Origin of the sequence: Pseudomonas sp. KnCO4, from assembly GCF_045344305.1 — a bacterium.
GTDB classification, from domain to species: Bacteria; Pseudomonadota; Gammaproteobacteria; order Pseudomonadales; family Pseudomonadaceae; genus Aquipseudomonas; species Aquipseudomonas anuradhapurensis.
Genome location: NZ_CP174199.1, coordinates 5,010,615 through 5,035,552, shown reverse-complemented (window position 1 = coordinate 5,035,552; position 24,938 = coordinate 5,010,615). Strand labels below are relative to the sequence as shown.

General features: G+C 64.5%; 22 protein-coding genes. 16 read left to right on the top strand and 6 right to left on the bottom strand.

Annotated elements, in window-relative coordinates:
- Positions 1-6: 6 nt before the first annotated feature.
- Positions 7-2,265 (top strand): DNA topoisomerase IV subunit A, encoded by a 2,259-nt coding sequence (parC, locus tag ACJA3S_RS23300; protein ID WP_406820140.1) that lies wholly within the window; start codon positions 7-9, stop codon positions 2,263-2,265.
- Positions 2,266-2,437: 172 nt separating this feature from the next.
- Positions 2,438-3,148 carry a membrane integrity-associated transporter subunit PqiC gene (locus ACJA3S_RS23295; RefSeq protein ID WP_406820139.1) on the top strand — a complete coding sequence of 237 codons (711 nt, stop codon included), beginning with the start codon at positions 2,438-2,440 and terminating at the stop codon, positions 3,146-3,148.
- A gap of 202 nt (positions 3,149-3,350) precedes the next feature.
- Here ACJA3S_RS23295 and ACJA3S_RS23290 read toward each other — a convergent pair whose 3' ends face one another.
- A complete protein-coding gene (locus tag ACJA3S_RS23290; RefSeq protein WP_406820138.1) occupies positions 3,351-4,808 on the bottom strand; it encodes a histidine kinase in 1,458 nt (485 codons plus the stop codon).
- A 134-nt stretch (positions 4,809-4,942) separates the two neighbouring features.
- Here ACJA3S_RS23290 and serB point away from each other — a divergent pair, with 134 nt between their 5' ends.
- Positions 4,943-6,157 carry a phosphoserine phosphatase SerB gene (gene serB, locus ACJA3S_RS23285; RefSeq protein WP_406820137.1) on the top strand — a complete coding sequence of 405 codons (1,215 nt, stop codon included), beginning with the start codon at positions 4,943-4,945 and terminating at the stop codon, positions 6,155-6,157.
- 148 nt (positions 6,158-6,305) lie between these two features.
- On the opposite strand, the gene asd is transcribed toward serB, so the two are convergent.
- From asd to ACJA3S_RS23270, 3 genes are read right to left on the bottom strand one after another with little or no spacing between them, the layout of a single operon-like run.
- Positions 6,306-7,175 carry an archaetidylserine decarboxylase gene (gene asd / locus ACJA3S_RS23280; protein ID WP_406822299.1) on the bottom strand — a complete coding sequence of 290 codons (870 nt, stop codon included), beginning with the start codon at positions 7,173-7,175 and terminating at the stop codon, positions 6,306-6,308.
- Positions 7,166-7,984 (bottom strand): rhodanese-like domain-containing protein, encoded by an 819-nt coding sequence (locus ACJA3S_RS23275; protein ID WP_406820136.1) that lies wholly within the window; start codon positions 7,982-7,984, stop codon positions 7,166-7,168. The genes asd and ACJA3S_RS23275 overlap by 10 nt, the downstream gene beginning before the upstream one ends.
- 44 nt (positions 7,985-8,028) lie before the next feature.
- Entirely contained in the window at positions 8,029-9,564 is a 1,536-nt protein-coding gene (locus ACJA3S_RS23270) for an HDOD domain-containing protein (RefSeq protein ID WP_406820135.1), read from the bottom strand.
- A 130-nt stretch (positions 9,565-9,694) separates the two neighbouring features.
- Between ACJA3S_RS23270 and motA the strand changes: the two genes are divergently transcribed.
- The gene (motA, locus tag ACJA3S_RS23265; RefSeq protein WP_406820134.1) at positions 9,695-10,546 is read left to right on the top strand and encodes a flagellar motor stator protein MotA; all 852 of its coding nucleotides are present in this window, start codon (positions 9,695-9,697) and stop codon (positions 10,544-10,546) included.
- Between the two features lie 3 nt (positions 10,547-10,549).
- Entirely contained in the window at positions 10,550-11,563 is a 1,014-nt protein-coding gene (gene motB, locus ACJA3S_RS23260) for a flagellar motor protein MotB (RefSeq protein WP_406820133.1), read from the top strand.
- A gap of 176 nt (positions 11,564-11,739) precedes the next feature.
- On the opposite strand, the gene rsgA is transcribed toward motB, so the two are convergent.
- Entirely contained in the window at positions 11,740-12,771 is a 1,032-nt protein-coding gene (gene rsgA / locus ACJA3S_RS23255) for a small ribosomal subunit biogenesis GTPase RsgA (protein WP_170033024.1), read from the bottom strand.
- Positions 12,772-12,916: 145 nt separating this feature from the next.
- Between rsgA and orn the strand changes: the two genes are divergently transcribed.
- Together orn and ACJA3S_RS23245 are read left to right on the top strand one after the other, a co-directional pair.
- Positions 12,917-13,459: an oligoribonuclease gene (gene orn, locus ACJA3S_RS23250; protein ID WP_406820132.1), complete on the top strand. Its 543-nt coding sequence runs from the start codon at positions 12,917-12,919 to the stop codon at positions 13,457-13,459.
- A gap of 100 nt (positions 13,460-13,559) precedes the next feature.
- The gene (locus ACJA3S_RS23245) at positions 13,560-14,171 is read left to right on the top strand and encodes a trimeric intracellular cation channel family protein (protein ID WP_170033022.1); all 612 of its coding nucleotides are present in this window, start codon (positions 13,560-13,562) and stop codon (positions 14,169-14,171) included.
- A gap of 139 nt (positions 14,172-14,310) precedes the next feature.
- Here the strand turns inward: ACJA3S_RS23245 and queG are convergent, their stop codons facing one another.
- Positions 14,311-15,375 carry a tRNA epoxyqueuosine(34) reductase QueG gene (gene queG, locus ACJA3S_RS23240; RefSeq protein ID WP_406822298.1) on the bottom strand — a complete coding sequence of 355 codons (1,065 nt, stop codon included), beginning with the start codon at positions 15,373-15,375 and terminating at the stop codon, positions 14,311-14,313.
- A gap of 65 nt (positions 15,376-15,440) precedes the next feature.
- On the opposite strand from queG, the gene ACJA3S_RS23235 reads away from it, so the two are divergent.
- The 9 genes from ACJA3S_RS23235 to hflC all read left to right on the top strand — a co-directional run bounded on the left by ACJA3S_RS23235 (position 15,441) and on the right by hflC (position 24,888).
- On the top strand, positions 15,441-16,301 hold the full coding sequence (locus tag ACJA3S_RS23235; RefSeq protein WP_170033021.1) for an NAD(P)H-hydrate dehydratase: 861 nt from the start codon (positions 15,441-15,443) through the stop codon (positions 16,299-16,301).
- A 2-nt stretch (positions 16,302-16,303) separates the two neighbouring features.
- A complete protein-coding gene (tsaE, locus tag ACJA3S_RS23230) occupies positions 16,304-16,762 on the top strand; it encodes a tRNA (adenosine(37)-N6)-threonylcarbamoyltransferase complex ATPase subunit type 1 TsaE (protein ID WP_406822297.1) in 459 nt (152 codons plus the stop codon).
- 11 nt (positions 16,763-16,773) lie between these two features.
- Positions 16,774-18,204, top strand: coding sequence for an N-acetylmuramoyl-L-alanine amidase (locus tag ACJA3S_RS23225; RefSeq protein WP_186686448.1), 1,431 nt, complete (start codon positions 16,774-16,776; stop codon positions 18,202-18,204).
- Positions 18,201-20,099, top strand: a complete 1,899-nt coding sequence (mutL, locus tag ACJA3S_RS23220; RefSeq protein ID WP_406820131.1) for a DNA mismatch repair endonuclease MutL — start codon at positions 18,201-18,203, stop codon at positions 20,097-20,099. The genes ACJA3S_RS23225 and mutL overlap by 4 nt, the downstream gene beginning before the upstream one ends.
- A gap of 1 nt (position 20,100) precedes the next feature.
- The gene (gene miaA, locus ACJA3S_RS23215; RefSeq protein WP_406820130.1) at positions 20,101-21,072 is read left to right on the top strand and encodes a tRNA (adenosine(37)-N6)-dimethylallyltransferase MiaA; all 972 of its coding nucleotides are present in this window, start codon (positions 20,101-20,103) and stop codon (positions 21,070-21,072) included.
- 94 nt (positions 21,073-21,166) lie between these two features.
- Complete coding sequence (gene hfq / locus ACJA3S_RS23210; RefSeq protein ID WP_015272006.1) at positions 21,167-21,427, top strand: RNA chaperone Hfq; 261 nt, start codon at positions 21,167-21,169, stop codon at positions 21,425-21,427.
- A gap of 12 nt (positions 21,428-21,439) precedes the next feature.
- Entirely contained in the window at positions 21,440-22,741 is a 1,302-nt protein-coding gene (gene hflX / locus ACJA3S_RS23205; RefSeq protein WP_170033016.1) for a ribosome rescue GTPase HflX, read from the top strand.
- A gap of 96 nt (positions 22,742-22,837) precedes the next feature.
- Entirely contained in the window at positions 22,838-24,019 is a 1,182-nt protein-coding gene (gene hflK, locus ACJA3S_RS23200) for an FtsH protease activity modulator HflK (RefSeq protein ID WP_170033015.1), read from the top strand.
- The gene (gene hflC, locus ACJA3S_RS23195) at positions 24,019-24,888 is read left to right on the top strand and encodes a protease modulator HflC (RefSeq protein ID WP_406820129.1); all 870 of its coding nucleotides are present in this window, start codon (positions 24,019-24,021) and stop codon (positions 24,886-24,888) included. Before hflK ends, hflC begins: the two co-directional genes overlap by 1 nt.
- Positions 24,889-24,938: the final 50 nt, after the last annotated feature.

The window sequence follows — 24,938 nt, the reverse complement described above, 5'->3', positions numbered from 1 at the left end:
GCCCGCATGAGCGACTCACTGGAACTCAGCCTGGACGGCGTTGAACGCCGCTCGCTGGCTGACTTCACCGAACAGGCCTACCTCAACTATTCCATGTACGTGATCATGGACCGCGCCCTGCCGCACATCGGCGATGGCCTGAAGCCGGTGCAGCGTCGCATCGTCTATGCCATGAGCGAGTTGGGGCTCGATGCCGACGCCAAGCACAAGAAATCGGCGCGTACCGTCGGCGACGTGCTCGGCAAGTTCCACCCCCACGGCGACTCGGCCTGCTACGAGGCCATGGTGCTGATGGCGCAGCCGTTCAGCTACCGCTACACCCTGGTCGACGGGCAGGGCAACTGGGGTGCGCCGGATGACCCGAAGTCGTTCGCCGCCATGCGCTACACCGAGGCGCGGCTGTCGCGCTATGCCGAAGTGCTGCTCAGCGAAGTCGGCCAGGGCACCGTGGACTGGGTGCCGAACTTCGATGGCACCTTGCAGGAGCCGGCCGTGCTGCCGGCGCGCCTGCCCAACATCCTGCTCAACGGCACCACCGGTATTGCCGTGGGCATGGCCACCGACGTGCCGCCGCACAACCTGCGCGAAGTGGCCACGGCCTGTGTGCGCCTGCTTGACGAGCCCAAGGCCAGCATCGAGCAGCTGTGCGAGCACATCCAGGGGCCGGACTACCCGACCGAGGCCGAGATCGTCACGCCGCGGGCAGAAATCCTCAAGATGTACGAAAGCGGCCGCGGCTCGATCCGCATGCGTGCGGTGTACCGCGTGGAAGACGGCGATATCGTCGTCACCGCGCTGCCACACCAGGTTTCCGGGGCCAAGGTACTGGAGCAGATCGCTGCGCAGATGCAGGCCAAGAAGCTGCCGATGGTCGCCGACCTGCGCGACGAGTCGGACCATGAGAACCCGTGCCGCATCGTCATCATCCCGCGCTCCAACCGCGTGGATGTCGACGAGTTGATGCAGCACCTGTTCGCCACCACCGACCTGGAAAGCACCTACCGGGTCAACGTCAACATCATTGGCCTGGACGGCCGCCCGCAGTTGAAGAACCTGCGGGCGCTGCTGCTGGAGTGGCTGGAGTTCCGCACCGCTACCGTTCGTCGCCGTCTGCAGCACCGTCTGGACAAGGTGGAGAAGCGCCTGCACCTGCTGGAAGGTTTGCTGACCGCGTTCCTCAACCTGGACGAGGTGATCCACATCATCCGTACCGAGGACCAGCCCAAGCAGGCGCTGATCGCCCGTTTCGAGCTGACCGAGATCCAGGCCGACTACATCCTCGAGACTCGCCTGCGGCAACTGGCGCGCCTGGAAGAGATGAAGATCCGTGGCGAACAGGACGAGCTGCTGAAAGAGCAGGCCAAACTGCTGGCCCTGCTGGGTAGCGATGCCAAGCTGCGCAAGCTGGTACGCAGCGAGCTGATCAAGGATGCCGAAACCTATGGCGACGACCGCCGCTCGCCGATCGTCGAGCGCGCCGAGGCCAAGGCGTTGTCGGAAAACGAGCTGATGCCGACCGAGCCGGTCACCGTGGTGCTGTCGGAAAAGGGCTGGGTACGCTGTGCCAAGGGCCACGACATCGACGCCACCGGCCTGTCGTACAAGGCTGGCGACGGCTTCAAGGCCGCAGCCACCGGGCGCTCCAACCAGTATGCCGTGCTCATCGACTCGACCGGCCGCAGCTACTCGTTGGCCGCCCACAGCCTGCCGTCGGCGCGGGGCCAGGGTGAGCCGCTGACCGGCCGCCTGACGCCGCCAGCCGGGGCTACGTTTGAATGCGTGCTGTTGCCGGATGACGATGCGCTGTACGTGGTGGCCTCGGACGCCGGCTACGGCTTCGTGGTCAAGGGCGAAGACTTGCAGGCCAAGAACAAGGCCGGCAAGGGTTTGCTCAGCCTGCCCAACGGTGCCAAGGTGATGACCCCGCGGCTGGTCGCCAATCGCGAGCAGGACTGGTTGGCGGCAGTGACCACCGAAGGCCGTCTGCTGGTGTTCAAGGTCAGCGACCTGCCCCAGCTGGGCAAAGGCAAGGGCAACAAGATCATCGGGGTGCCAGGCGATCGGGTGGCCAGTCGTGAAGAATTTGTTACCGATCTGGCGGTGATTGCCGAGGGTGCGACACTTGTATTGCAAGCCGGCAAGCGTACCCTATCCCTGAAAGCGGACGACCTCGAACATTACAAGGGCGAGCGTGGACGGCGCGGCAACAAACTGCCGCGAGGGTTCCAACGAGTCGACGGATTGCAGGTGGAAGTGCCGGCATAACCGGTTGAAATGTCTGGAGCGGCAATTTCAGCGCCGTTCCGGGCAGAAATGCTGGAGTCGGACGGTTATTTCGCGGATGATATGGCCCTTGCGGTGCCGGCGTGGCCGTGTGCCCGTTTGAATTTATATGTATCACTGCGGTTGGCCTGTTGGCGACCGCCTGGATGGGATGATGAAACTTCTGCGCCTTCCATTTGCGCTGTTGATGACTGGCCTGCTGGGCCTAGGCGGGTGCACCATGCACCAGCCGGTTGCCCTGTACCAGCTTGACAGTGGTGATCCTGGCCAGCCTTCGCAGAGTGCAGGCATGGCAGTGGTGCTCGGCCCGGTATCGGTGGCCGATTACCTGCAACGCGAAACATTTCTGCAGCGTCAGGCCGACGGTAGCCTGAGTTCGGCGACCGACGGTCGTTGGGCCGGTAGCCTTTCGGCAGATATCGACCAGCTGCTGGTGCGCCAGCTTGCCTGGCGCCTGGACAGCCAGCGCGTGGTGCTGGCGCCGGCGACCGCCGGTTTCACTCCGGACGTGCAGGTGCTGCTGTCGATCACTCGCCTGGACTCGGGCAAGGACCAGCCGGCCATCCTGGATGCCCAGTGGCGCCTGCTGGACCGCCGTGGCCATGTACGCGACAACCGCATCGTTCACCTCGAGCAGCAGCACGAGGGCAGCGAGGCGTCGCAGGTGCAGGCGCAGGGCCAGTTGCTGCAGAAGCTGGCCGAGCAGTTGAGCACCGCAGTGAAGCCGTTGGCCAACCAGCCTGCCATTGCCGAAGAGGCGCCGAAGAAGGCAGCTGCACCGGTGCAGGTGAAAAAGGCGCCGGAGAAGTCCAAGATCCCGATGGCTGCACCGATTCGTACCGATATGGAAGTCTACCGGTTCTGATCGAACTGCCAGCCGCAAAAAAGCCCGCATCGTTGCGGGCTTTTTTGTGGCTGCAAGGTTGGCGCCGTCCTGTAGGAACGGCCTTGTGTCGCGATGGGCTGCGCAGCAGCCCCATATTCAGTGGTGTCGCAAAGATTGCTGGGGCTGCTGCGCAGCCCATCGCGACACAAGGCCGCTCCTACAGGGCGTCAGCCTGAGCCGGTCAGGCCCGGCGCTCGTGCATCCGCGCCAACTGCCGTTCCAGCATCGACGGGTAGGGCTCCATCAACCGTTCCACGCAACAGGCGCCTTCCGGGCTGGCAATCGGGCGAATACGGGCGCGCTGGCGAATCAGCGTGTCGTCGCTGATCTGGCGCTCCACCAGCAACAGGTTGCGGCTATGTTGCGACAGCGCCAGCGCGTCCTGGGCCTTCTCGGCCATCAGCAGGTCCACCAGTTCCAGCCCTTGCAGGTCGTTACCCAGGGCCAGGCCCAGTTGCAGCTGCAAGGTGATGCCGCTGTCCGCCACTTCGATCTGCAGGGCATGGCCCAGGGCGCGCAGCAGCTCGCCGCAGCAGATGGCGTTGGTCAGGTAGTCCTCGCCGCAGTCGCGGCTGTGGAACAGCACCAGGGTGCTGCCGTCGTTGAGCGTGTGGGTTTCACCGTCGTAGAGCGAAGCAGCGTGCTCCAGGCAATCGCGGTAGCGCTCGGTCAGCTCGGTCAGGCGCGTGCGTGGCAGGCGGCGCAGTTGTTCCTGCGACCCCAGCTGCACGGCCAGCACGGCACTGTACTGCGGCTCGTCGGACTCGACGACCGAGGCCTTGGGCATGTTGTCGTCGTCGAGCAAGTCGGCGAAGGCCTCGTCGTCATCCTCGTGCGCCTGGGTGGCAACCCTGGCACGTGGGGCGGCCTTTGCCGCCGGGGCATCGCCGTGCAGGTCATCGAACGGCTCGTCGTCGTCTTCCTCTGGCTCCGGCTCGGGTGGCGGTGGTGGGGCCAGGCGCGCATGCAACTGGCGCGCGATATCACCGATCTCGTCCTGGCGCTCGGTGGCCGGCGTGTAGGGTTGCGGGTCCCGCAGCCACACCCGCAGCTGCAGCAGCGGCAGGGTGATGAAGCGGCCCTGGCGCAGGCTCAGGGTCAAGGCCAGCACCAGCAGGATGGCGGCAAGGATGCCCATGCTCTGCAAGCTGATCAGCATCGGCTGCTGGAACTGGCTCATGTCCAGGCTGATACGCAGTTGCCCGGCGGTCACGTCCTGGAAGGTGATCTTGGTCTGGTACAGGCCCTCGGCCTCGCCCAGCAGGCTGTTGCGCGGGCGCTGGCCGGCTTCGGCGAGGATGCGGTTGTCCACGCTGTAGATGGCGGCATGCGCCACCAGCGGGTTCTTCACCAGGTTGCCCAGCAGCACATTGAGGCTGAGGATATCGTTGGCTACCAGCAGCTCGGTCGCCGAGGTGGCGGTCTGGGTGGTCAGGCTCTGGCCCAGGGCATCGGCCTGCTCGTGCATGGCCTGCTTGAACTGCAGGCCCATCACGCAGGCGTAGATCACCAGCGCCAGCGCCACCAGGAAGATGTTGGTGCAGGCGATACGCAGTGCCAGTGGCACGCGACGTTGACTCAGGGCGCGATAGATCATCAGGAAGAAGTTGTCTGGTTTGACGGGCGTGGGCCGGTTCACTGAGCTCGGCTCTTAATGGCATGAAAGTGTGGGGAGTATAGCGAGCCGGGTTTTGTCGGCAAAGTATCGTTGGCGCCCGATGGTCACGGAAAATCGGTAGAATGCGCATTTTTCATCGAAGTCGGAGCCAGGTTGTGCGCGAAATCGTCCTGATCAACATCACCGGTGAGGACCGTCCCGGTCTCACTGCGGCCATCACCGGCGTCCTGCTGCAGGGCGGTGTGAGTATCCTCGACATTGGCCTGGCCGTCATGCACGGCACCCTGTCGTTCGGCATCCTGGTCGATATCCCGGACAACGAAGTGGCTACCGCCCTGCTGCAAAGCGTGCAGGCGAAGGCCCACGAACTGAACCTGCAGGCCCGCTACACGCCGATTTCCGAGGCGGACTACCAGCACTGGGCCGACGGCCAGGGCGAGGCGCGCCACATCGTCACCTTGCTCAGCCGCAAGATCACCCCCGAACAACTGCAGCGGGTGAGTGCGGTGATCAGCCAGTACGGCCTGACCATCGAGCGTATCGAGCGCCTGTCGGCCCGCGTGGCGCTGGATGCCCACGTCGGCAAAGGCAAGGCGGCCATCGAGATTTCCGTGCGTGGCGTGCCGAGCGATGGCCAGGCCCTGCGTGCCGATTTCTTCGCCCTGGCCGAGGAACTGAGCATCGACATTGCCTTCCAGAAGGACGACCTGTTCCGTCGCAACCGTCGCCTGGCAGTGTTCGACATGGACTCGACGCTGATCGAGGCCGAAGTCATCGACGAACTGGCCAAGGCTGCCGGGGTCGGCGAGCAGGTGGCGGCCATCACCGAGCGCGCGATGCGCGGCGAGCTGGATTTCCGTGCCAGCTTCAAAGAGCGCATGGCACTGCTCAAGGGCCTGGATGTGGGTGTATTGGACGAGATCGGCGCGTCGCTGCGCCTGACCGAGGGGGCCGAGAACCTGTTCGCTGAACTCAAGCGCCTGGGTTACAAGACCGCGATCCTGTCCGGTGGCTTTACTTACTTTGCGCGCCAGGTGCAGGCGCGCCTGGGCATCGACTACGTGTTCGCCAACGAGCTGGAAGTGGTCGATGGCAAGGTCACCGGGGTGGCCGTGGAACCGATCGTCGATGCCCAGCGCAAGGCCGAGCTGCTGCAGAAGCTGGCCAGCGAAGAAGGCCTGGAGCTGGAGCAGACCATCGCCGTGGGCGATGGCGCCAACGACCTGCCGATGCTGTCGCTGGCTGGCCTGGGCGTGGCGTTCCGCGCCAAGCCGCTGGTACGCCAGTCGGCCAAGCAGGCGATTTCCACCCTGGGGCTGGATGGGGTGTTGTACCTGCTGGGTGTACGTGACCGCGACGCGCGCGGCTGATCCGAGGGGCTTGGGGCTGCTTCGCAGCCCATCGCGACACGAGGCCGCTCCTACAGGATTTTCGCAGTTTCAGACTACTGCACTGTCCTGTAGGAGCGTCCTCGTGTCGCGATAGGGCCGCAAAGCGGCCCCAGGTGCTATCAGGCAATCAAGCCTGCGCAGGCATCGCCAACTGTTGCCCCATGCGCACCGCAGAGCCGGCACCCAGCGTCTCGGCCCATTTCACCTGCTCTGGCCCGAACAGCACGATGGCGGTCGAACCCAGCTTGAAGCGGCCCAGCTCGGCGCCTTTTTCCAGGTGGATTGGCGCGCGGCTGGCTTCGTCGTAACGGAAGGTCTTCAGTTCGCGCTTGGGCGGCGTCACCAGCCCGGCCCACACGGTTTCGATCGAGGCGACGATCATCGCCCCCACCAGCACCACGGCCATCGGCCCGCGTTCGGTATCGAACAGGCACACCACGCGTTCATTGCGGGCGAACAGCTCGGGGACGTTCTCGGCGGTGGTCTGGTTGACCGAGAACAGGCGGCCCGGCACGTAGATCATTTCACGCAGGGTGCCAGCCAGCGGCATGTGTACGCGGTGGTAGTCCTTGGGCGACAGGTAGATGGTGGCGAACTCGCCGCCCATGAACGGTGCGGCCATCGCCGGGTCGCCGCCCAGCAGTTCCTGGGCGCTGAAGCCGTGGCCCTTGGCCTGGAAGATGCGGCCGTGCTCGATCGGGCCAAGCTGGCTGACGGCACCGTCGGCCGGGCACAGGATGGCGCCGGGGGTTTCGTCCAGTGGGCGTGCGCCTGGCTTCAGGGCACGGGTGAAGAACGCGTTGAAGTGCTCGTAGGCGCTCAGGTCTTCGACCAGGGCTTCGGCCATGTTCACCTGGTAGCGCTTGGCGAACCAGGCGGTAAAGGCATTCTTGAACCAGCGCACACGGCATTCGGCGATGCAGCCGGCCAGGCGCGACAGCAGATGGTGCGGCAGCAGGTACTGGCTGATGATGAACAAACGGGATTTCATGCAGATTCCTTAACTACAGGCGTGTCCGGGTGGTTGCCCCATTCGCTCCACGAGCCGGCATAGGCCTTGACGCGTGGGTAGCCGAGGGCCTTGGCCACCAGGTAGGTGAAACCGGAGCGGCGGTGGGATTGGCAATGGGTGATCACTTCCTTGTCGGGGGTGATCCCCAGGTTCAGCAGGACTTCGGCGATGTCCGGGCGGATGCGCAGGTGGTCGTTGAGGTCCATGCCGGCTGTCCATTCGAAGTTGATCGCGCCAGGAATATGGCCACCCCGAGCTGCCAGCACTTTCTCGCCGCGAAATTCCTGCGGGCCACGGGCATCCCAGATGACCAGGTCGTGCGCGCCCAGGCGGCTTTGCAGGTACTCACGGGTGGCGGTGGGCGCCGTGTCGATGCGCAGCTGCACAGGGGAATTAACGCTGTCGGGCACCTCGGTGGAGAGCTTGTCGGCCGGCCAGGCCTGGATGCCGCCATTCAGGTAGTGATAGTGCTTGTGGCCGATCACATCGAGCAGCCAGATGAAGCGCCCGGCCCAGCCGCCGCCTTCGTCGTCGTACACCACGTATACCGCGTCGTCGCGGTGGCCGAGTTCACTGAACAGCTTCTCCAGATCGGCCTGGGCCGGCAGCAAGCCGGGCGCAGGCGGCTGGCCGAGCTGGGTACGCTTGCCTTCGACGTAGCGTGCGCCGGGGATATGCCCGCTGACATAGCGATTGCTGCTGCTCAGGTCGACCAGGATCAGCTGTTTCGAATCCAGGCGTGGCAGCAGGTCTGCGGCTTCGATCACCAACGGCAGGCCGGAAAAGTCAGTCATCCACGGTCTCCAGTGTGGAAAGAGGGGCGATTGTAGCGCAAGGCTCAGGCCTTGCGGTTGGCGAACACCGACAGCGCCCGCTCGGTGCATTGTGCTGTCTTGCCGAAGGCTTGCACGCTGACATCGGCCAATGGTCGGCTGCCTTGGTCGGCTACCACCAGCATCAACACCTGGTCATTGACCGCCAACGAGCGTAGCAGTGCGTGCTCGCTGTTGAACAACGCCCGCAGCGGGGCCGGCAGCAGCGCCGAGAGCTGGCTGTGGTTTTCCGGGGTGATGCGCAATTGGCCGGCCTGGGCCAGCAGCTTTTGCAGCAGTTTGTTCTCCGACACCTGCAGGGCAAGCGCCCCGGCCTCCTTGGGCAGGCCGGCAAACTGTTGCACACGCAGCTGATCGCTGGCCTTGTCCAGGCTCAGCAGCAGTACGCGCTGCATGCCGCAGGCCAGCAGGGCTTCGAGGGCCTGGGTGGCCAGGTGCACGCTGTTGGTGAACGGGCTGGGCTGGGCCAGCAGGTGCTGGCACAGCTTGCGCCAGCGCGTCAGTTCGTCGTTGCTGGGCGGTGGCGGTGCCAGCATGTCCGGGTGCGGACGGCGCTGGTGCCAAGGCCAGATCAGCGCTTCGGCCGGGTGGAACAGGGCGTGCTGGGCGTGACGGCGCGCACTCGCCGCAGCCTGCTGGTGCACCTGCTGCTGCACGTCTTCCAGCGAGGTCTGCAGGTACAGCGCGGTCAACAGCTGCCAGCGCAGCAGGTGCGGGTTGTCCCAGCCCACCTGCGCCGCCAGGGCCAGGTTGTTGGCCAGCAGCACGGTGTTGGCCGGCTGGTTGAACCAGCGGCGCAGGCCGGGCTCGGCGTCCAGGCGATGCTGTTGGCTGAGCAGGTCCGGGGCGCGGGCGATGGCAAGCACCTGGGCCAGTTGTTCGCGTTCGTCCAGCAGCAGGTGGTAACCCTGGGTCACCCATTGTGGCAGGCGCCAGTACTCTGCCATGGCCTGGCACAGCGTGAGGATGCGCACGCCAAACAGCTCCTGCTCGACATGGGCGGCGTCTTCGCCCTTGTGGATAACCCGCAGTTCCCAGGTGTCGAGCAACTTGGGATAGGCCAGCGCCAGCGGCCAGAGTGGCGACAGGAACAGCAGGCTGCCCCAGTGGATTTCCTGCCACAGCCGTGCCAGGCGGCTGGCGAACAGGCCGCTGGCCTGCTGCGAGGCGTGCTGGCTGATCAGCAGGAACTGGGACAGTACCGCTGGGATCTCTTCGACGGGCACCGCCGGCAGGCGCTTGAGCAGCTGTTCGCTGCGCTCCAGGCCGAGGCGGTTGAGGGCGATTTCCAGGCTTTCGGCCGGTTCGGCCAGGCTGGCATTGGTGGGGTGATTGGCTTCGCGCATCACCGACAGCACCAGTGCCGGGCTATCCTGCATCAGTTCGGCGATATCGCGCAGCGAGCGGCGGCTATCGTGGATGGCGTTCATGACCCGGTCGTAGCTGTGCTTCGGCACGGGGATGCGAATACTCTCGAGCAGCTTTACCCAGGCCTCTAGCGTACGTGGGGCCTGAGCGGGCACCTTGGTTTCAATTGTCATTTTGACATCAGTCCGAACTGGCTTTTCGCAATGAGTGGCTATAGTCTGGCGCAGTTCTGCCGACAAGTAGAAGAAGAGTTTTCAGGCTCCCGTCTCTTCCCCTGACCACGACAGCAAGTGCTTTGAACCTATGGCTAAAATTATCGGCATCATCGTCGTATTCGCGAGCGTGCTCGGCGGATACGTACTCTCCCACGGTAAGATCGCGGCACTGATCCAGCCGTTCGAAGTACTGATCATCGGCGGTGCGGCCTTCGGTGCATTCCTGCAGGCCAACCCTGGCCACATGACCATGCACGTCATCAAGAAGTCGATGAAGATGTTCGGCTCGCGCTTCAGCCATGCCTTCTACCTGGAAGTGCTGGGCCTGGTGTACGAGATCCTCAACAAGAGCCGTCGTGAAGGCATGATGGCCATCGAGGCCGACATCGAGGATGCCGCAGCCAGCCCGATCTTCGCCAAGTACCCGACAGTGCTGGGCGACGAGCGCATGACCGCATTCATCTGCGACTACCTGCGCATCATGTCCACCGGCAACATGGCGCCGCACGAGCTCGAAGGCCTGTTCGACATGGAGCTGTTGAGCATGAAGGAAGAGCTGGAGCACCCGTCGCATGCGGTGAATGGCATCGCCGACGGCATGCCAGGGTTCGGTATCGTTGCGGCGGTACTGGGTATCGTGGTGACCATGGCCTCGCTCGGCGAGGGTGACCAGGCCTCCATCGGCCTCCATGTGGGTGCGGCGCTGGTAGGTACCTTCTTCGGTATTCTGGCGGCCTACGGCTTCTTTGGTCCGCTGGCCAAGTGCCTGGAGCACGATGCCAAGGAAGAACTGAACCTCTACGAATCGATCAAGGCTTCGCTGGTGGCCTCGGCCTCGGGCATGCCGCCTTCGCTGGCGGTGGAGTTCGGGCGCAAGGTGCTGTACCCCAAGCACCGCCCAAGCTTTGCCGAACTGGAACAAGCGGTTCGCGGTCGCTGAGTCATGGAGAACAATCAGCCCATCATCGTCAAGCGCGTCAAGCGCTATGGCGGCGGCCATCACGGCGGCGCCTGGAAAATCGCCTTTGCCGACTTCGCCACGGCGATGATGGCGTTCTTCCTGGTGCTGTGGTTGTTGTCCACGGCCACGCCGGAACAGAAGATCGCCATCGCTGGCTACTTCAAGGACCCGATCGGCTTCTCGGAAAGCGGTACGCCCTACATCATCGACCTGGGTGGCTCGCCGCAGCTGGCGCCGGAAAAGACCATCAACCCCGAAGCCAAGTCCGAGCCGACGCCCGATACCAGCATCCAGCTGGACAAGGACCAGGTCGAGACCATGGCCGAGCAGGTCGAGCGTGAGCGTCTGGAGTTGTTGCTGCAGGAGTTGCAGAACAAGGTCGAGGAAAACCCGCAGCTGCAGAAGTTCAAGGACCAGATCCTGTTCGAGATCACCCAGGACGGCCTGCGCATCCAGATCATGGATGCCGAGAACCGGCCAATGTTCGACATCGGCAGCGCGCGCCTGCAGCCGTACTTCGAAGACATCCTGCTGGCCATGGCCGACACCATCAAGGCAGTGCCGAACAAGATCAGCATCAGCGGCCACACCGATGCCAAGCCGTATGCAGGCAGTGGTGAGTTCGGCAACTGGGAGCTGTCGGCCAACCGCGCCAACGCCGCGCGTCGTGCACTGGTAGCCGGTGGCTATCCGGATGGCCAGGTGGCGCGGGTGGTGGGGTATGCCTCGTCGTCGCTGTTCGACCGCAACAACCCGTTCAACCCGGTCAACCGCCGCATCGACATCATCGTGCTGACCAAGAAGGCCCAGCGCAACATCGAGGGTGAGCAGGGCGCGCCAGAAGCACCGGCTGCCGAGCCTACACCTCCGGCCGCTGCGGCACCGGCTGTGCCAGGGGGGACCGAGCAGGCACCCATGCAGCCGCGTGAACTGCGCCAGAAGCTGAACATCTTCGAAGAGGGCACGTTGAAGATGGATGAGACCAAGGAGCAGTAAACCCTACAGGATCGCGCTGTAGCTGAAGCAAGCGCGGAACCTGTGGGAGCGGTCTTGCCCGCGATCACGGGCGAAGCCCGTGCCAACCACCGCGGTGCCCGCTTCGCGGGCACGCCCGCTCCCACAGGATTGGCGTGGCCCTTGAGCCTTGTGTAGTACCTGCGGGAGCGGGCAGGTCAGTAGGCGTCTTCCGGCAGGCTGGCGATGATCGAGCGGTAGCTGCTCATGCGTTGCGGCTTGATGCGCCCCTCATCCAGCGCCTTGAGCAGCGCACAGCCCGGTTCGCGATCATGCTTGCAATCGCGGAAGCGGCAGGTGCCGAACAGGTCGCGGAACTCAATGAAGCCATCTTCCACATCGCTGCGGCTGACGTGGCCGAGGCCGAATTCGCGGATGCCCGGTGAGTCGATCAGGTCCCCGCCGTTAGGGAAATGGTACAGCCGCGCGGTGGTGGTGGTGTGGGTGCCCTGGCCAGACCATTCCGACAGGTCGCCGACGCGGGTACCGGCGTCCGGCAGCAGGCTGTTGACCAGCGACGACTTGCCCACCCCCGACTGGCCGACGAATACGCTGATGTGGCCGTCGAGCATCTGCTGCAGGCGTTGCATGCCGTCACCTTGGTGTGCCGATACTTCCAGCAGCGGGTAGCCCAGCTCGCGGTAGACCTCCAGCAACGCCTGCAGGCCCGGGCCGTTCTGCTCATCGATCAGGTCGGCCTTGTTCAGCAGCAGCAACGGGCGAATGCCGGCGTGCTCCGCCGCGACCAGGTAACGGTCGATCAGGTTGGGGTGCGGTTCGGGGGCGGGAGCGAAGACGATCACGATCAGGTCAACGTTGGCCGCCACCGGCTTCAACTGGCCGTGGTTGTTCGGCCGACACAGCTCGGTGCTGCGCGGCATCTGCGCGACGATCACGCCGATGCCCTGGTTGCCCGCGCGCCAGACCACCCGATCGCCGGTGACCAGTGCCGGCAGGTTGGCGCGCAAGTGGCAGCGGAACACCTGGCCTGCGGCTTCGCCGTCCTGGGCCTCCACTTCTACTTGTACACCGAAGTGCGCGATCACCAGGCCCAACTGCTCCGGCCCCAGGTCGCCACCCTCCAGTTCCTGCAACACGTGTTGCTCGCGTTTGGCCGCACGCGCGGCGCGCTCGTTCTGGATTTTTTCGATGCGCCAGTTCTGGCGGCGGTTGAGCTGGCGTTTGGCCATGAAGGTTCCGTGCGTGGTGGGGCGAGTTGAAAACGGCAGGCAGTTTAGCACGCCAGGCAGCGGATCATTTGACCGGCCTTCGTGCCGTGAATGGGCGTGCCCTGGCCACTACGCTACTATGAACGCCTATACGAGGAGCCCCTGCATGCAAAACCCACAGAACCTGATCTGGATCGACCTGGAAATGACCGGCCTGGATCCGGACAGCGACGTCATCATCGAGATGGCCACCATCGTTACCGACAGCGAGCTGAACACCCTGGCCGAAGGGCCGGTGATTGCCATCCACCACAGTGATGAAGTGCTGGCACGCATGGACGAGTGGAACACCCGCACCCATGGCGCTTCGGGCCTGACCCAGCGCGTGCGCGAGAGCAAGGTGGGCATGGCTGAAGCCGAGGCGCAGACCATCGCCTTCCTCGAACAGTGGGTGCCAAAAGGCAAGTCGCCGATCTGCGGCAACAGTATCTGCCAGGACCGCCGCTTCCTCTACCGCCACATGCGCAACCTGGAAAAATACTTCCACTACCGCAACCTGGATGTCTCGACCTTGAAGGAGCTCGCTGCACGCTGGGCGCCATCGGTGCGTGACAGCTTCAAGAAGGGCAACACCCACCTGGCGTTGGACGATATCCGCGAATCGATCGCCGAGCTGCGTCACTACCGCGAACACTTCATCAAGCTGTGAGTCGAAAAGGCGCAGATATTGTATCTGCGCCCCCTTTTGGTGCCATGTGCAACTGGTTAGACTGCGCGCCTTTCTCGCCCGCCCGCACGGACCCTGCACCATGTTGTTGATGCTCTACCTCATCGCCATCACCGCCGAAGCCATGACCGGCGCGTTGTCTGCCGGCCGCCGCGGCATGGACTGGTTCGGCGTGGTGCTGATCGCCTGCGTCACCGCCCTGGGTGGCGGCTCGGTGCGCGACGTGCTGCTTGGGCATTACCCGCTGACTTGGGTGAAGCACCCGGAATACCTGGTGTTGACCAGCTGTGCGGCGTTGCTGACCATTTTCATCGCGCCGATGATGCGCCGCCTGCGCTCGCTGTTCCTGGTGCTCGATGCCTTGGGGCTGGTGGCCTTCACCCTGATTGGCTGCATGACTGCGCTGGAAATGGGGCAGGGCATGCTGGTGGCATCGCTCAGTGGGGTGATTACCGGGGTGTTTGGCGGGATCCTGCGGGATATCTTCTGCAATGACATTCCCTTGGTGTTCCGTCGCGAGTTGTACGCCAGCGTCTCGTTTGCAGCGGCCTGGTTCTACCTGGGCTGCGTGTACTTCAAGGTGCCGGCGGAGCAGGCGATGTTGCTGACGTTGTTTGGCGGCTTCCTGTTGCGCCTGCTGGCGATCCGTTTCCACTGGGAAATGCCCAAGTTCCACTACAACGACCAGCAGTAACGCAGTTCTGGCACAACCTGGCCCCTGTGGGAGCGGGCGTGCCCGCGAACACCGGCAGAGCCGGTGCCATCCACCGCGTTGCCTGATTCGCGGGCACGCCCGCTCCCACAAGGGTGGCGTAAGCTCTGGGGCTGGTCCGCTATTGAGCGCCGTGCTGCGCCAGCGCCCACTCCACGTGTTCGCGCACCAGTGCCGAGGCATCCTCGCGCCGCGCCTTCAGCGCCTCGATCACCGGGATGGTCGACGGCGCATTGCCCAGCCCCACCGCCAGGTTGCGCAACCAGCGCTCGTACCCGGCCCGGCGCAGCGGCCCGCCCTCGGTCTTGCGCAGGAAGGTCCGTTCATCCCACAGGAACATCTCGGCCAGTTCGGCGTTTTCCAGGCCATGGCGTGGCTGGAAGTCCTGCTCCTGGCTGGGCCTGGCAAAGCGGTTCCACGGGCAGACGATCTGGCAATCATCGCAACCGAACACCCGGTTACCCATCTTGGCGCGCAGTTCGACCGGGATCGGTCCCCTCAGCTCGATGGTCAGGTAGGAGATGCAACGCCGCGCATCGAGCACATAGGGCCCGACGAAGGCCTGGGTCGGGCAGATGTCCAGGCACGCCTGGCAGCGCCCGCAATGCTCGCTGGCAGTGGCCTCGTCCACCGGCAGCGGCAGGTCGACGAACAGTTCGGCGAGGAAGAAGTAGCTGCCTGCCTTGCGGTTGAGCAACAGCGTGTTCTTGCCGATCCAGCCCAGCCCGGCCTGCTCGGCCAGGGCCTTTTCCAGCACGGGGGCGCTGTCGACGAAGGCGCGGTAGCCGAACGGGCCGATGGCTTCCTGGATGCGGTCGGCCAGGAACTGCACGCGTTTGCGCACCAGCTTGTGGTAGTCCCGACCCAGGGCATAGCGTGACACGTAGGCTTTTTCCGGCTGCGCCAGGCGCTGCGCCATCTGCGTGTCGCCGGGCAGGTAATCCATGCGCAGCGATACCACACGCACCGTGCCGGGGATCAGTTGCTCCGGGTGTGCGCGTTTGCTGCCATGGGCGCCGAGGTATTCCATCTCGCCCTGGTAGCCGGCATCGAGCCAGCGTTGCAGGTGATGTTTGTGTTCGCCAAGGTCGACCCCGGCGATGCCTACATGGGCAAAACCGAGTTCTTGGCCCCAAACCTTGATGGATTGGGCCAGTTGGGCGAGGTCAGGCGTACAAGCGGGCATGGATGGGCAAGGCATAACGGGCTCAGGTGCGTATAATTCTGCCAGACATTGGAGCCTTTGACCGCATGCCGCAGACCAAACACCCCAGCCATGCCCCACAACTGCTCAGCAGCGTGAGCGTCGCCCGCCTGCCGGCGCGGCAGGCGCAGGCCCACAAAGGCGACTTCGGCCATGTGCTGGTGGTCGGTGGCGACCTCGGTACCGGGGGCGCCGCGTTGCTCAGTGCCGAAGCCGCGCTGCGCTGCGGTGCCGGCCTGGTCAGTGTGGCAACCCGCCCTGAACACGTTGCTGCCGGCCTGACCCGCATGCCCGAGGCCATGTGCCTGGGGGTCGAGTCGGCCAACCAGTTGATGGCGGTGCTGGAGCGTGCTTCGGTGCTGGTGGTCGGCCCCGGCCTGGGCCAGGCGGCCTGGGGCCGCAGCCTGCTGTCGGCGGTGGCCAATGCCGAGCGCCCGCAGGTGTGGGATGCCGATGCCCTGAACTTGCTGGCGCGCACCCCGCTGGCCCTGCCCAGTGGCAGCATTCTCACCCCGCACCCGGGGGAAGCGGCGCGGCTATTGGGGATTTCCACCGAGGCGGTGCAGGTCGACCGCCAGGGCGCCGCGCGCAAGCTGGCGCGGCGGTACAACAGTGTCTGCGTGCTCAAGGGCGCTGGCACGCTGGTCGCCGACCCGGCCGGGCAGTTGCTGCTGTGCGAACGTGGCCACCCGGCCATGGCCGGTGCCGGCCTGGGCGATGTGCTGACCGGCGTGCTGGCGGCGCTGTTGGCCCAGGGCCTGGATGCCTGGCAGGCCGCTGGGCTGGGGGTATGGCTGCACGCCTGTGCGGGCGAGCGCCTGGGCGTCAAAGGTAGAGGCCTGGCCGCCAGCGATCTGGCACCGGTCATTCGAGAGTTGTTGGAGGAGCATTCTGCGTGTCTGGCTTAAACCTGTTTTTGGCCGATGAAGCGGCCACGGTCGCCTTCGGCGCACAACTGGCCGAGGTGACCGGCGGTCACGGCGTGATCTTTCTGGAGGGTGACCTGGGCGCGGGCAAAACCACGCTGTCGCGTGGCCTGATCCGTGGCCTGGGCCATACTGGTGCAGTGAAAAGCCCGACCTTCACCGTGGTCGAACCCTACGAAATCGGTGAGGTCCGAGCTTTCCACTTTGACCTGTACCGCCTGGTCGATCCGGAAGAGCTGGAATTCATGGGGATTCGTGATTATTTCGAGGGCGACCCGCTGTGCCTGTTCGAGTGGCCACAAAAGGGTGCGGGCGTTTTGCCAAAGCCTGACCTGACCATTACCATAAGCCCCCAAGCGGGCGGACGCTCGCTGAACCTTTCGCCGCAGGGGGCTCGCGGCGAGGCCTGGTGCGTGGCACTGGCCGAACATCATAAACAGTAAGTGGGGTAGGTATGCGCATACGCGCACTGGTCGCCATCGTTGGGCTGCTGCTGACAACGGTGACCGTTGACGCTCTGGCCGTCACTCAAGTCAAGAGCATGCGCCTGTGGCGCGCGCCAGACAACACGCGGCTGGTCTTCGACCTGTCTGGCCCCGTGCAGCATAGCGTCTTCACCCTGAGCGCACCGGATCGCCTGGTTATCGACATCAATGGTGCGACCCTGGCCGCGCCGTTGAACGTGGCCACCTCCAACACGCCGATCAGCAGCGTGCGTTCGGCCCAGCGCACCCCGACCGACCTGCGTGTGGTGGTCGACCTGAAAAAATCGGTCACCCCAAAAAGCTTCACCCTGGCGCCCAATGCCCAGTACGGCAACCGCCTGGTGGTCGACCTGTACGACCAGGAAGCCGACGCCATCGCCGCCAGTGCGCCAACCCCGCCGCCGACGCCGGTGCAAGCGCCTGCAACCACGCCAGCCGTGCCGGTTACCCCGGCCCAGCCTGCCATCAAGCTGCCGCCGGTGCCCAACGGCAAGCGCGACATCGTGGTGGCCATCGACGCCGGCCACGGCGGCGAAGACCCGGGCGCTTCCGGCTCGCGTGGCCAGCATGAGAAGGACATCGTGCTGCAGATCGCCAAGGAACTGCAGCGCCAGATCAACAGCGAAAAAGGCTTCCGGGCCGAGCTGACCCGCACCGGCGACTATTTCATCCCGCTGCGCAAGCGCACCGAGATCGCCCGCAAGAAGGGCGCCGACCTGTTCATCTCGATCCATGCCGATGCCGCGCCGTCCCGTGCCGCCTTCGGTGCCTCGGTATTCGCCCTGTCCGACCGCGGCGCCACCTCCGAAACCGCACGCTGGCTGGCCGACACGGAAAACCGTTCCGACCTGATCGGCGGGGCCGGTAACGTCAGCCTCGACGACAAGGACCGCATGCTCGCCGGGGTATTGCTCGACCTGTCGATGACCGCCACGCTCAGCTCCAGCCTCAATGTCGGGCAGAAGGTGCTGGGCAACATGGGGCGTATCACCTCGCTGCACAAGCAGCGTGTGGAACAGGCCGGCTTCATGGTGTTGAAGTCGCCGGACATTCCATCGATCCTCGTTGAAACCGGGTTCATCTCGAACAACAACGAAGCCGCCAAGCTTGCTACCGCGAGCCACCAGCAGGCTCTGGCCCGTTCGATCCACACCGGTGTGCGCCAGTACTTCCAGCAGAACCCGCCGCCTGGTACCTACATTGCCTGGCTGCGCGACACCGGCAAGATCGCCGCAGGCCCGCGTGAGCACACGGTCCGCCCTGGCGAGACCTTGGCGATGATCGCGGTTCGCTACCAGGTCAGCGTGACCAGCCTGCGCAACGCCAACAGCCTCAAGAGCGATGAGCTGAAGGTTGGCCAGCGCCTCGATATCCCTGCCACCACATTGGCCGCGCAATGAGTGGTGGCTCCCGCATCCAGCTGCTCAGCCCGCGGCTGGCCAACCAGATTGCCGCCGGCGAGGTTGTCGAGCGGCCGGCTTCGGTCGCCAAGGAGCTGCTGGAGAACAGCCTGGACTCCGGTGCCCGACGCATCGATGTGGAGGTGGAGCAGGGCGGCGTCAAGCTGCTGCGGGTGCGTGACGATGGCAGCGGCATTTCCGCCGATGACCTGCCGCTGGCCCTGGCCCGCCACGCCACCAGCAAGATCCGCGAACTGGAAGACCTCGAAGGGGTATTGAGCCTGGGCTTCCGCGGTGAGGCCCTGGCCTCGATCAGCTCGGTGGCGCGCCTGACCCTGACCTCGCGTACCGCCACTGCGAGCGAAGCCTGGCAGGTGGAAACCGAAGGCCGCGACATGACTCCCCGGGTGCAGCCAGCGGCGCATCCGGTCGGCACGTCGGTGGAAGTGCGCGATCTGTTCTTCAACACCCCGGCGCGGCGCAAGTTCCTCAAGGCCGAAAAGACCGAATTCGACCACCTGCAGGAAGTCATCCGGCGCCTGGCACTGGCGCGCTTCGATGTCGGCTTCCACCTGCGTCACAACGGCAAGAGCGTCCTCAGCCTGCACGAAGCCCACGACGAAATCGCCCGTGCACGGCGGGTAGGCGCCATTTGCGGCCCGGGCTTCATGGAGCAGGCACTGCCGATCGACGTGGAGCGCAACGGCCTGCGCTTGTGGGGCTGGGTCGGCCTGCCGACCTTCTCGCGCAGCCAGGCCGACCTGCAGTATTTCTTCGTCAATGGCCGTGCGGTGCGCGACAAGCTGGTCGCCCACGCCGTGCGCCAGGCCTACCGCGACGTGCTGTTCAATGGCCGGCACCCGACCTTCGTGCTGTTCCTGGAGCTGGAGCCCAACGGCGTCGACGTCAACGTGCACCCGACCAAGCATGAAGTGCGTTTCCGTGAAGGGCGCTCGGTGCACGATTTCCTCTATGGCACCCTGCATCGCGCCTTGGCCGACGTGCGCCCGGAAGACCAGCTGGCCGCGCCTGCCGCCGTGCCGGAGATCATCCGCCCCAGCGGGCCGCTGGCCGGTGAATTCGGCCCACAGGGCGAAATGCGCCTGGCCTCGCCGGTGCTCGAACAGCCACGCGCCCCGCAGCAGTCATATGCCGGTGGCGGCAGCGGCGCAGGTTACCAGTACCAGTACACCCCGCGCCCCGCGCAAGCGCTGCCGGCCGCCGAGGCGCAGGCGGTGTATCGCGAGTTCTACAAGCCGCTGGAGGAAGGCGTGGCCGCGGCGTCGACGCTGCCCGAAAGCCACGGCGATATCCCCCCGCTGGGCTACGCCCTGGCCCAGCTCAAGGGCATCTACATCCTGGCCGAGAACGCCATCGGCCTGGTGCTGGTGGACATGCACGCGGCCCACGAGCGCATCATGTACGAGCGCCTGAAGGTGGCCATGGCCAGCGAAGGCCTCAGTGGCCAGCCGCTGCTGGTGCCCGAGACCCTGGCCCTGAGCCAGCGCGAAGCCGACTGCGCCGAAGAGCACGCGCAATGGTTCCAGCGCCTGGGCTTCGAACTGCAGCGCCTGGGCCCCGAGACCTTGGCAATTCGCCAGATTCCGGCCTTGCTCAAGCAGGCCGAGGCCAACCGCCTGGTGCAGGATGTGCTCGCCGACCTGATGGAGTACGGCACCAGCGACCGTATCCAGGCGCACCTGAACGAGCTGCTCGGCACCATGGCCTGCCACGGCGCCGTGCGCGCCAACCGGCGCCTGGCGATCCCCGAGATGAACGCCCTGCTGCGCGACATGGAAAACACCGAGCGCAGCGGCCAGTGCAACCACGGCCGTCCCACCTGGACCCAGATGGGCCTGGACGACCTGGACAAACTCTTCCTACGCGGTCGATGACATGAGCGGCAAGCCCCCTGCAATATTCCTGATGGGCCCGACGGCAGCCGGCAAGACCGACTTGGCCATCGAGCTGACCAAGGTCCTGCCCTGTGAACTCATCAGCGTCGATTCGGCCCTGGTCTACCGCGGCATGGACATCGGTTCGGCCAAGCCTTCGAAGGAAATCCTCGCCGCCCACCCGCACCGGCTGATCGACATTCGCGATCCGGCCGAGAGCTACTCGGCTGCGCAGTTCCGGGCCGATGCCCTGGAGGCCATGGCTGAAATCACTGCCCGCGGCAAGATCCCCTTGCTGGTCGGCGGCACCATGCTCTATTACAAGGCATTGCTCGAGGGGCTGGCCGACATGCCGGCCGCCGATGCTGCGGTACGTGCCGAGCTGGAAGCCCAGGCCGAGGCCCTGGGCCTGGCCGAACTGCACCGCCAGCTGGCGGAGGTCGACCCGGAGTCGGCGGCGCGCATCCACCCCAACGACCCGCAACGGTTGATCCGCGCGCTGGAGGTGTACCGGGTGAGCGGCGAGAGCATGACAGCCCATCGCCAGCGTCAATTCGCGGAAAGTCGCGGCGCAGACGCAGGCGCTGGCGGACATTTGCCCTATACTGTCGCAAGTTTGGCGATTGCTCCTACAGATCGTCACATTTTGCATCAGCGAATTGCGTTACGATTTTCGCAAATGTTGGAACAGGGCTTTGTCGATGAGGTCCGATCGCTGCGAGCCAGAAGTGACTTGCACGCGGGGCTGCCGTCTATACGGGCAGTGGGGTATCGGCAAGTCTGGGACTACCTCGACGGCAAGCTGACTGAGAATGAGATGCGTGAACGCGGTATCATCGCTACCCGGCAGCTGGCCAAGCGGCAGTTCACCTGGTTGCGTGGCTGGCCTGAAGTGCATTGGCTTGACAGCCTGGCCTGCGACAATCTGTCCCGCACCTTGAAATACCTTGGGGCCATCTCCATATTGAGCTGAGTCCCTGCTGATTGCCGTCTATTCTTGCGAAGGGGCGGCCTAATTTATCGATTTTCTTGATTTTCTATTATTGATCCTTACAGGAGTGCGGCATATGTCAAAAGGGCATTCGCTACAAGACCCTTACTTGAACACCTTGAGAAAAGAAAAGGTCCCGGTATCCATCTACCTGGTCAACGGGATCAAACTGCAGGGCTCGATCGAATCCTTCGACCAGTTCGTGGTACTGCTGAAGAACACCGTCAGCCAGATGGTCTACAAGCACGCCATCTCGACCGTGGTTCCTGCACGTCCGGTTCGCCTGCCAAGCCCGTCCGATTCCGATCACGGCGACAGCGAGCCAGGCAACGCCTGATAGGAGCCTGCATTGTTCTTTGAGCGCCACGGTGGTGGTGAGCGGGCGTTGCTCGTTCACTTGGAAGGTCAGAACCCTGAGGCGCGCGAAGACCCGCAGGAGTTTCAGGAGCTGGCATTGTCGGCCGGTGCCGACATCGTCTCGCTGGTCACGGTGTCCAGGCATCAGCCTTCCGCCAAATACCTGATTGGCACTGGCAAGGTCGAGGAGTTGCACGACCTGGTCCATGCCGAACAGGTAGACCTGGTGATTTTCAATCACACCCTCACGCCCAGTCAGGAGCGCAACCTCGAACGTGTGTTCGAGTGCCGTGTGCTCGATCGTACCGGGCTGATCCTCGACATCTTCGCCCAAAGGGCGCGTACCCATGAAGGCAAGCTGCAGGTCGAACTGGCCCAGCTCGAGCACATGAGCACGCGGCTGGTTCGCGGCTGGACCCACCTTGAACGGCAGAAGGGTGGTATCGGCCTGCGCGGCCCGGGTGAAACCCAGCTCGAAACCGACCGCCGCCTGTTGCGGGTACGTATTCGGCAGATCAAGTCACGCCTGGAAAAGGTGCGCAGCCAGCGTGAGCAGGCGCGTCGCGGGCGCAAGCGCGCGGATATCCCGTCGGTGTCGCTGGTGGGTTATACCAACGCCGGCAAATCCACGCTGTTCAATGCCCTGACCGCATCCGAGGTGTATGCCGCGGACCAGCTGTTCGCCACCCTCGACCCGACCCTGCGCCGGCTCGAACTGAACGACCTGGGGCCGATCGTGCTGGCTGACACCGTGGGTTTCATTCGCCACCTGCCGCACAAGCTGGTCGAGGCATTTCGGGCTACGCTCGAAGAGTCGAGCAACTCCGACCTGTTGCTGCATGTGATCGACGCCCATGAGCCAGAGCGCATGGAGCAGATCGAGCAGGTACTGGCGGTGTTGGGCGAGATTGGTGCCGAAGGGTTGCCGATCCTCGAGGTGTATAACAAACTCGACTTGCTCGAAGATGTCGAGCCGCAGATCCAGCGCAATGCCGATGGCAAGCCTGAGCGGGTCTGGGTATCGGCACGCGATGGGCGTGGCCTGGAGCTGGTCGGCCAGGCGATTGCCGAGTTGCTGGGGGATGATCTGTTTGTCGGTACCCTGTGTCTGGAGCAGCGTTTTGCTCGCTTGCGCGCGCAATTCTTTGCCCTGGGTGCCGTGCAGAGTGAAGCGCATGATGAAGAAGGGCGCAGCCTGCTGAGCGTGCGACTGCCCAGGGTGGAACTGAATCGCCTGGTCAGCCGCGAAGGCATGGAGCCGCAAGTGTTTGTCGAGCAACACACTTTGCAATAAATGCTCGTCGAGGTCGCCGGGCAGCAGTGACAGGCATTCTGTAGCATTGGACGGCGCGCCGTGGGCGCGTCTTTGCTTTATCAGATGGAGAGCGCTATGGCTTGGAACGAGCCGGGTGGCAACTCGAACAATCAGGATCCCTGGGGCGGCCGCCGTGGTGGCGGTGGCGGCGGTGGTGACAAGAAAGGTCCGCCGGATCTGGACGAGGCCTTCCGCAAATTGCAGGACAGCCTGAACGGCATGTTCGGCAGTGGCAAGAAACGTGGCGGCGGCGACCGCAATGTCGGCAAGGGCGGTGGCCTGGGCCTGCTGGGCATCGGCCTGGCGGTACTGGCGGCCATCTGGCTGTACAGCGCCGTGTATGTCGTCGACGAGCAGGAGCAGGCCGTGGTGCTGCGCTTCGGCAAGTACTATGAAACGGTCGGTCCTGGCCTGAACATCTACTTCCCGCCGATCGATCGCAAGTACATGGAAAACGTCACGCGTGAGCGTGCCTACACCAAGCAGGGCCAGATGCTGACCGAAGACGAGAACATCGTCGAGGTGCCGCTGACTGTGCAGTACAAGATCAGCAACCTGCAGGACTTCGTGCTCAACGTCGACCAGCCTGAGGTGAGCCTGCAGCACGCGACCGAAAGCGCCCTGCGCCACGTGGTGGGTTCCACCTCGATGGACCAGGTGCTGACCGAGGGCCGCGAGCAGATGGCCGTGGATATCCGCGAACGCCTGCAGCGCTTCCTCGACAACTACCGCACGGGTATCACCGTTACCCAGGTCAACGTGCAGAGCGCGGCAGCCCCGCGTGAGGTGCAGGAAGCCTTCGACGACGTGATCCGTGCCCGTGAAGACGAGCAGCGTGCGCGCAACCAGGCCGAGTCCTACGCCAACGGCGTGGTGCCGGAAGCGCGTGGCCAGGCCCAGCGCATCATCGAGGATGCCAACGGTTATCGTGACGAAGTCATTGCCCGTGCCAAGGGTGAGGCCGACCGCTTCACCAAGCTGGTTGCCGAGTACCGCAAGGCACCTGACGTGACCCGTCAGCGCCTGTACCTGGAGACCATGCAGGAGGTCTACAGCAATTCGAGCAAGGTCATGGTGGCAACCAAGGACGGGCAGAACAACCTGCTCTACCTGCCGCTGGACAAGATGGTCGAAGGCAGCCGCAACCCGTCCGCGCCAACCACCAGCGTGTCGCCATCGGTCAACGATGCGGCCGCCCGTGCGGCGCAGGACCTGCAACAGCAACAGCAGCCGCTGCGCACTAGGGAGAGCCGCTGATGAGCAACCGATCGCTGATCGCCCTGATCGCCGCCGTGGTCCTGGCCATCGTTGCCTGGAACAGCTTCTATATCGTGTCCCAGACCGAGCGTGCGGTACTGCTGCGCTTCGGTAAGGTAGTCCAGGCGGATGTCCAGCCGGGCCTGCACGTGAAGATTCCGTACGTGAACCAGGTACGCAAGTTCGACGCCCGCCTGATGACCCTCGACGCCCCGACCCAGCGGTTCCTGACCCTGGAAAAGAAAGCGGTGATGGTCGACGCCTACGCCAAGTGGCGCGTCAAGGATGCCGAGCGCTTCTATACCGCTACCTCCGGCATGAAGCAGATTGCCGACGAGCGTCTGTCGCGTCGTCTGGAAAGCGGCCTGCGTGACCAGTTCGGTAAACGTACCCTGCACGAGGTGGTTTCCGGTGAACGTGACGCGCTGATGGCTGACATCACTGCATCGCTCAACCGCATGGCCGCCAAGGAGCTGGGTATCGAGGTGGTCGACGTACGCGTCAAGGCCATCGACCTGCCGAAGGAAGTCAACCGCAGCGTGTTCGATCGCATGAGCACCGAGCGTGAGCGTGAAGCCCGCGAGCACCGCGCCAAGGGTAACGAGCTGGCTGAGGGTATCCGTGCCGATGCCGACCGTCAGCGTCGTGTACTGCTGGCCGAGGCCTATCGCGAGGCAGAGGAAACCCGCGGTGACGGCGACGCCCAGGCGGCCGCCATCTACGCCAAGGCCTACACCCAGGACGCCGATTTCTATGCGTTCTACCGTAGCCTGCAGGCCTACCGCGAGAGCTTCTCGAGCAAGAGCGACGTGCTGGTCCTGGACCCGAAGAACGAGTTCTTCCGCTTCCTGGACAAGAGCAAGCCGTGATGCTCAGGCCCTGATTCCAATGCAGCGGCCCCCGCCTGGCAGCTAAAACG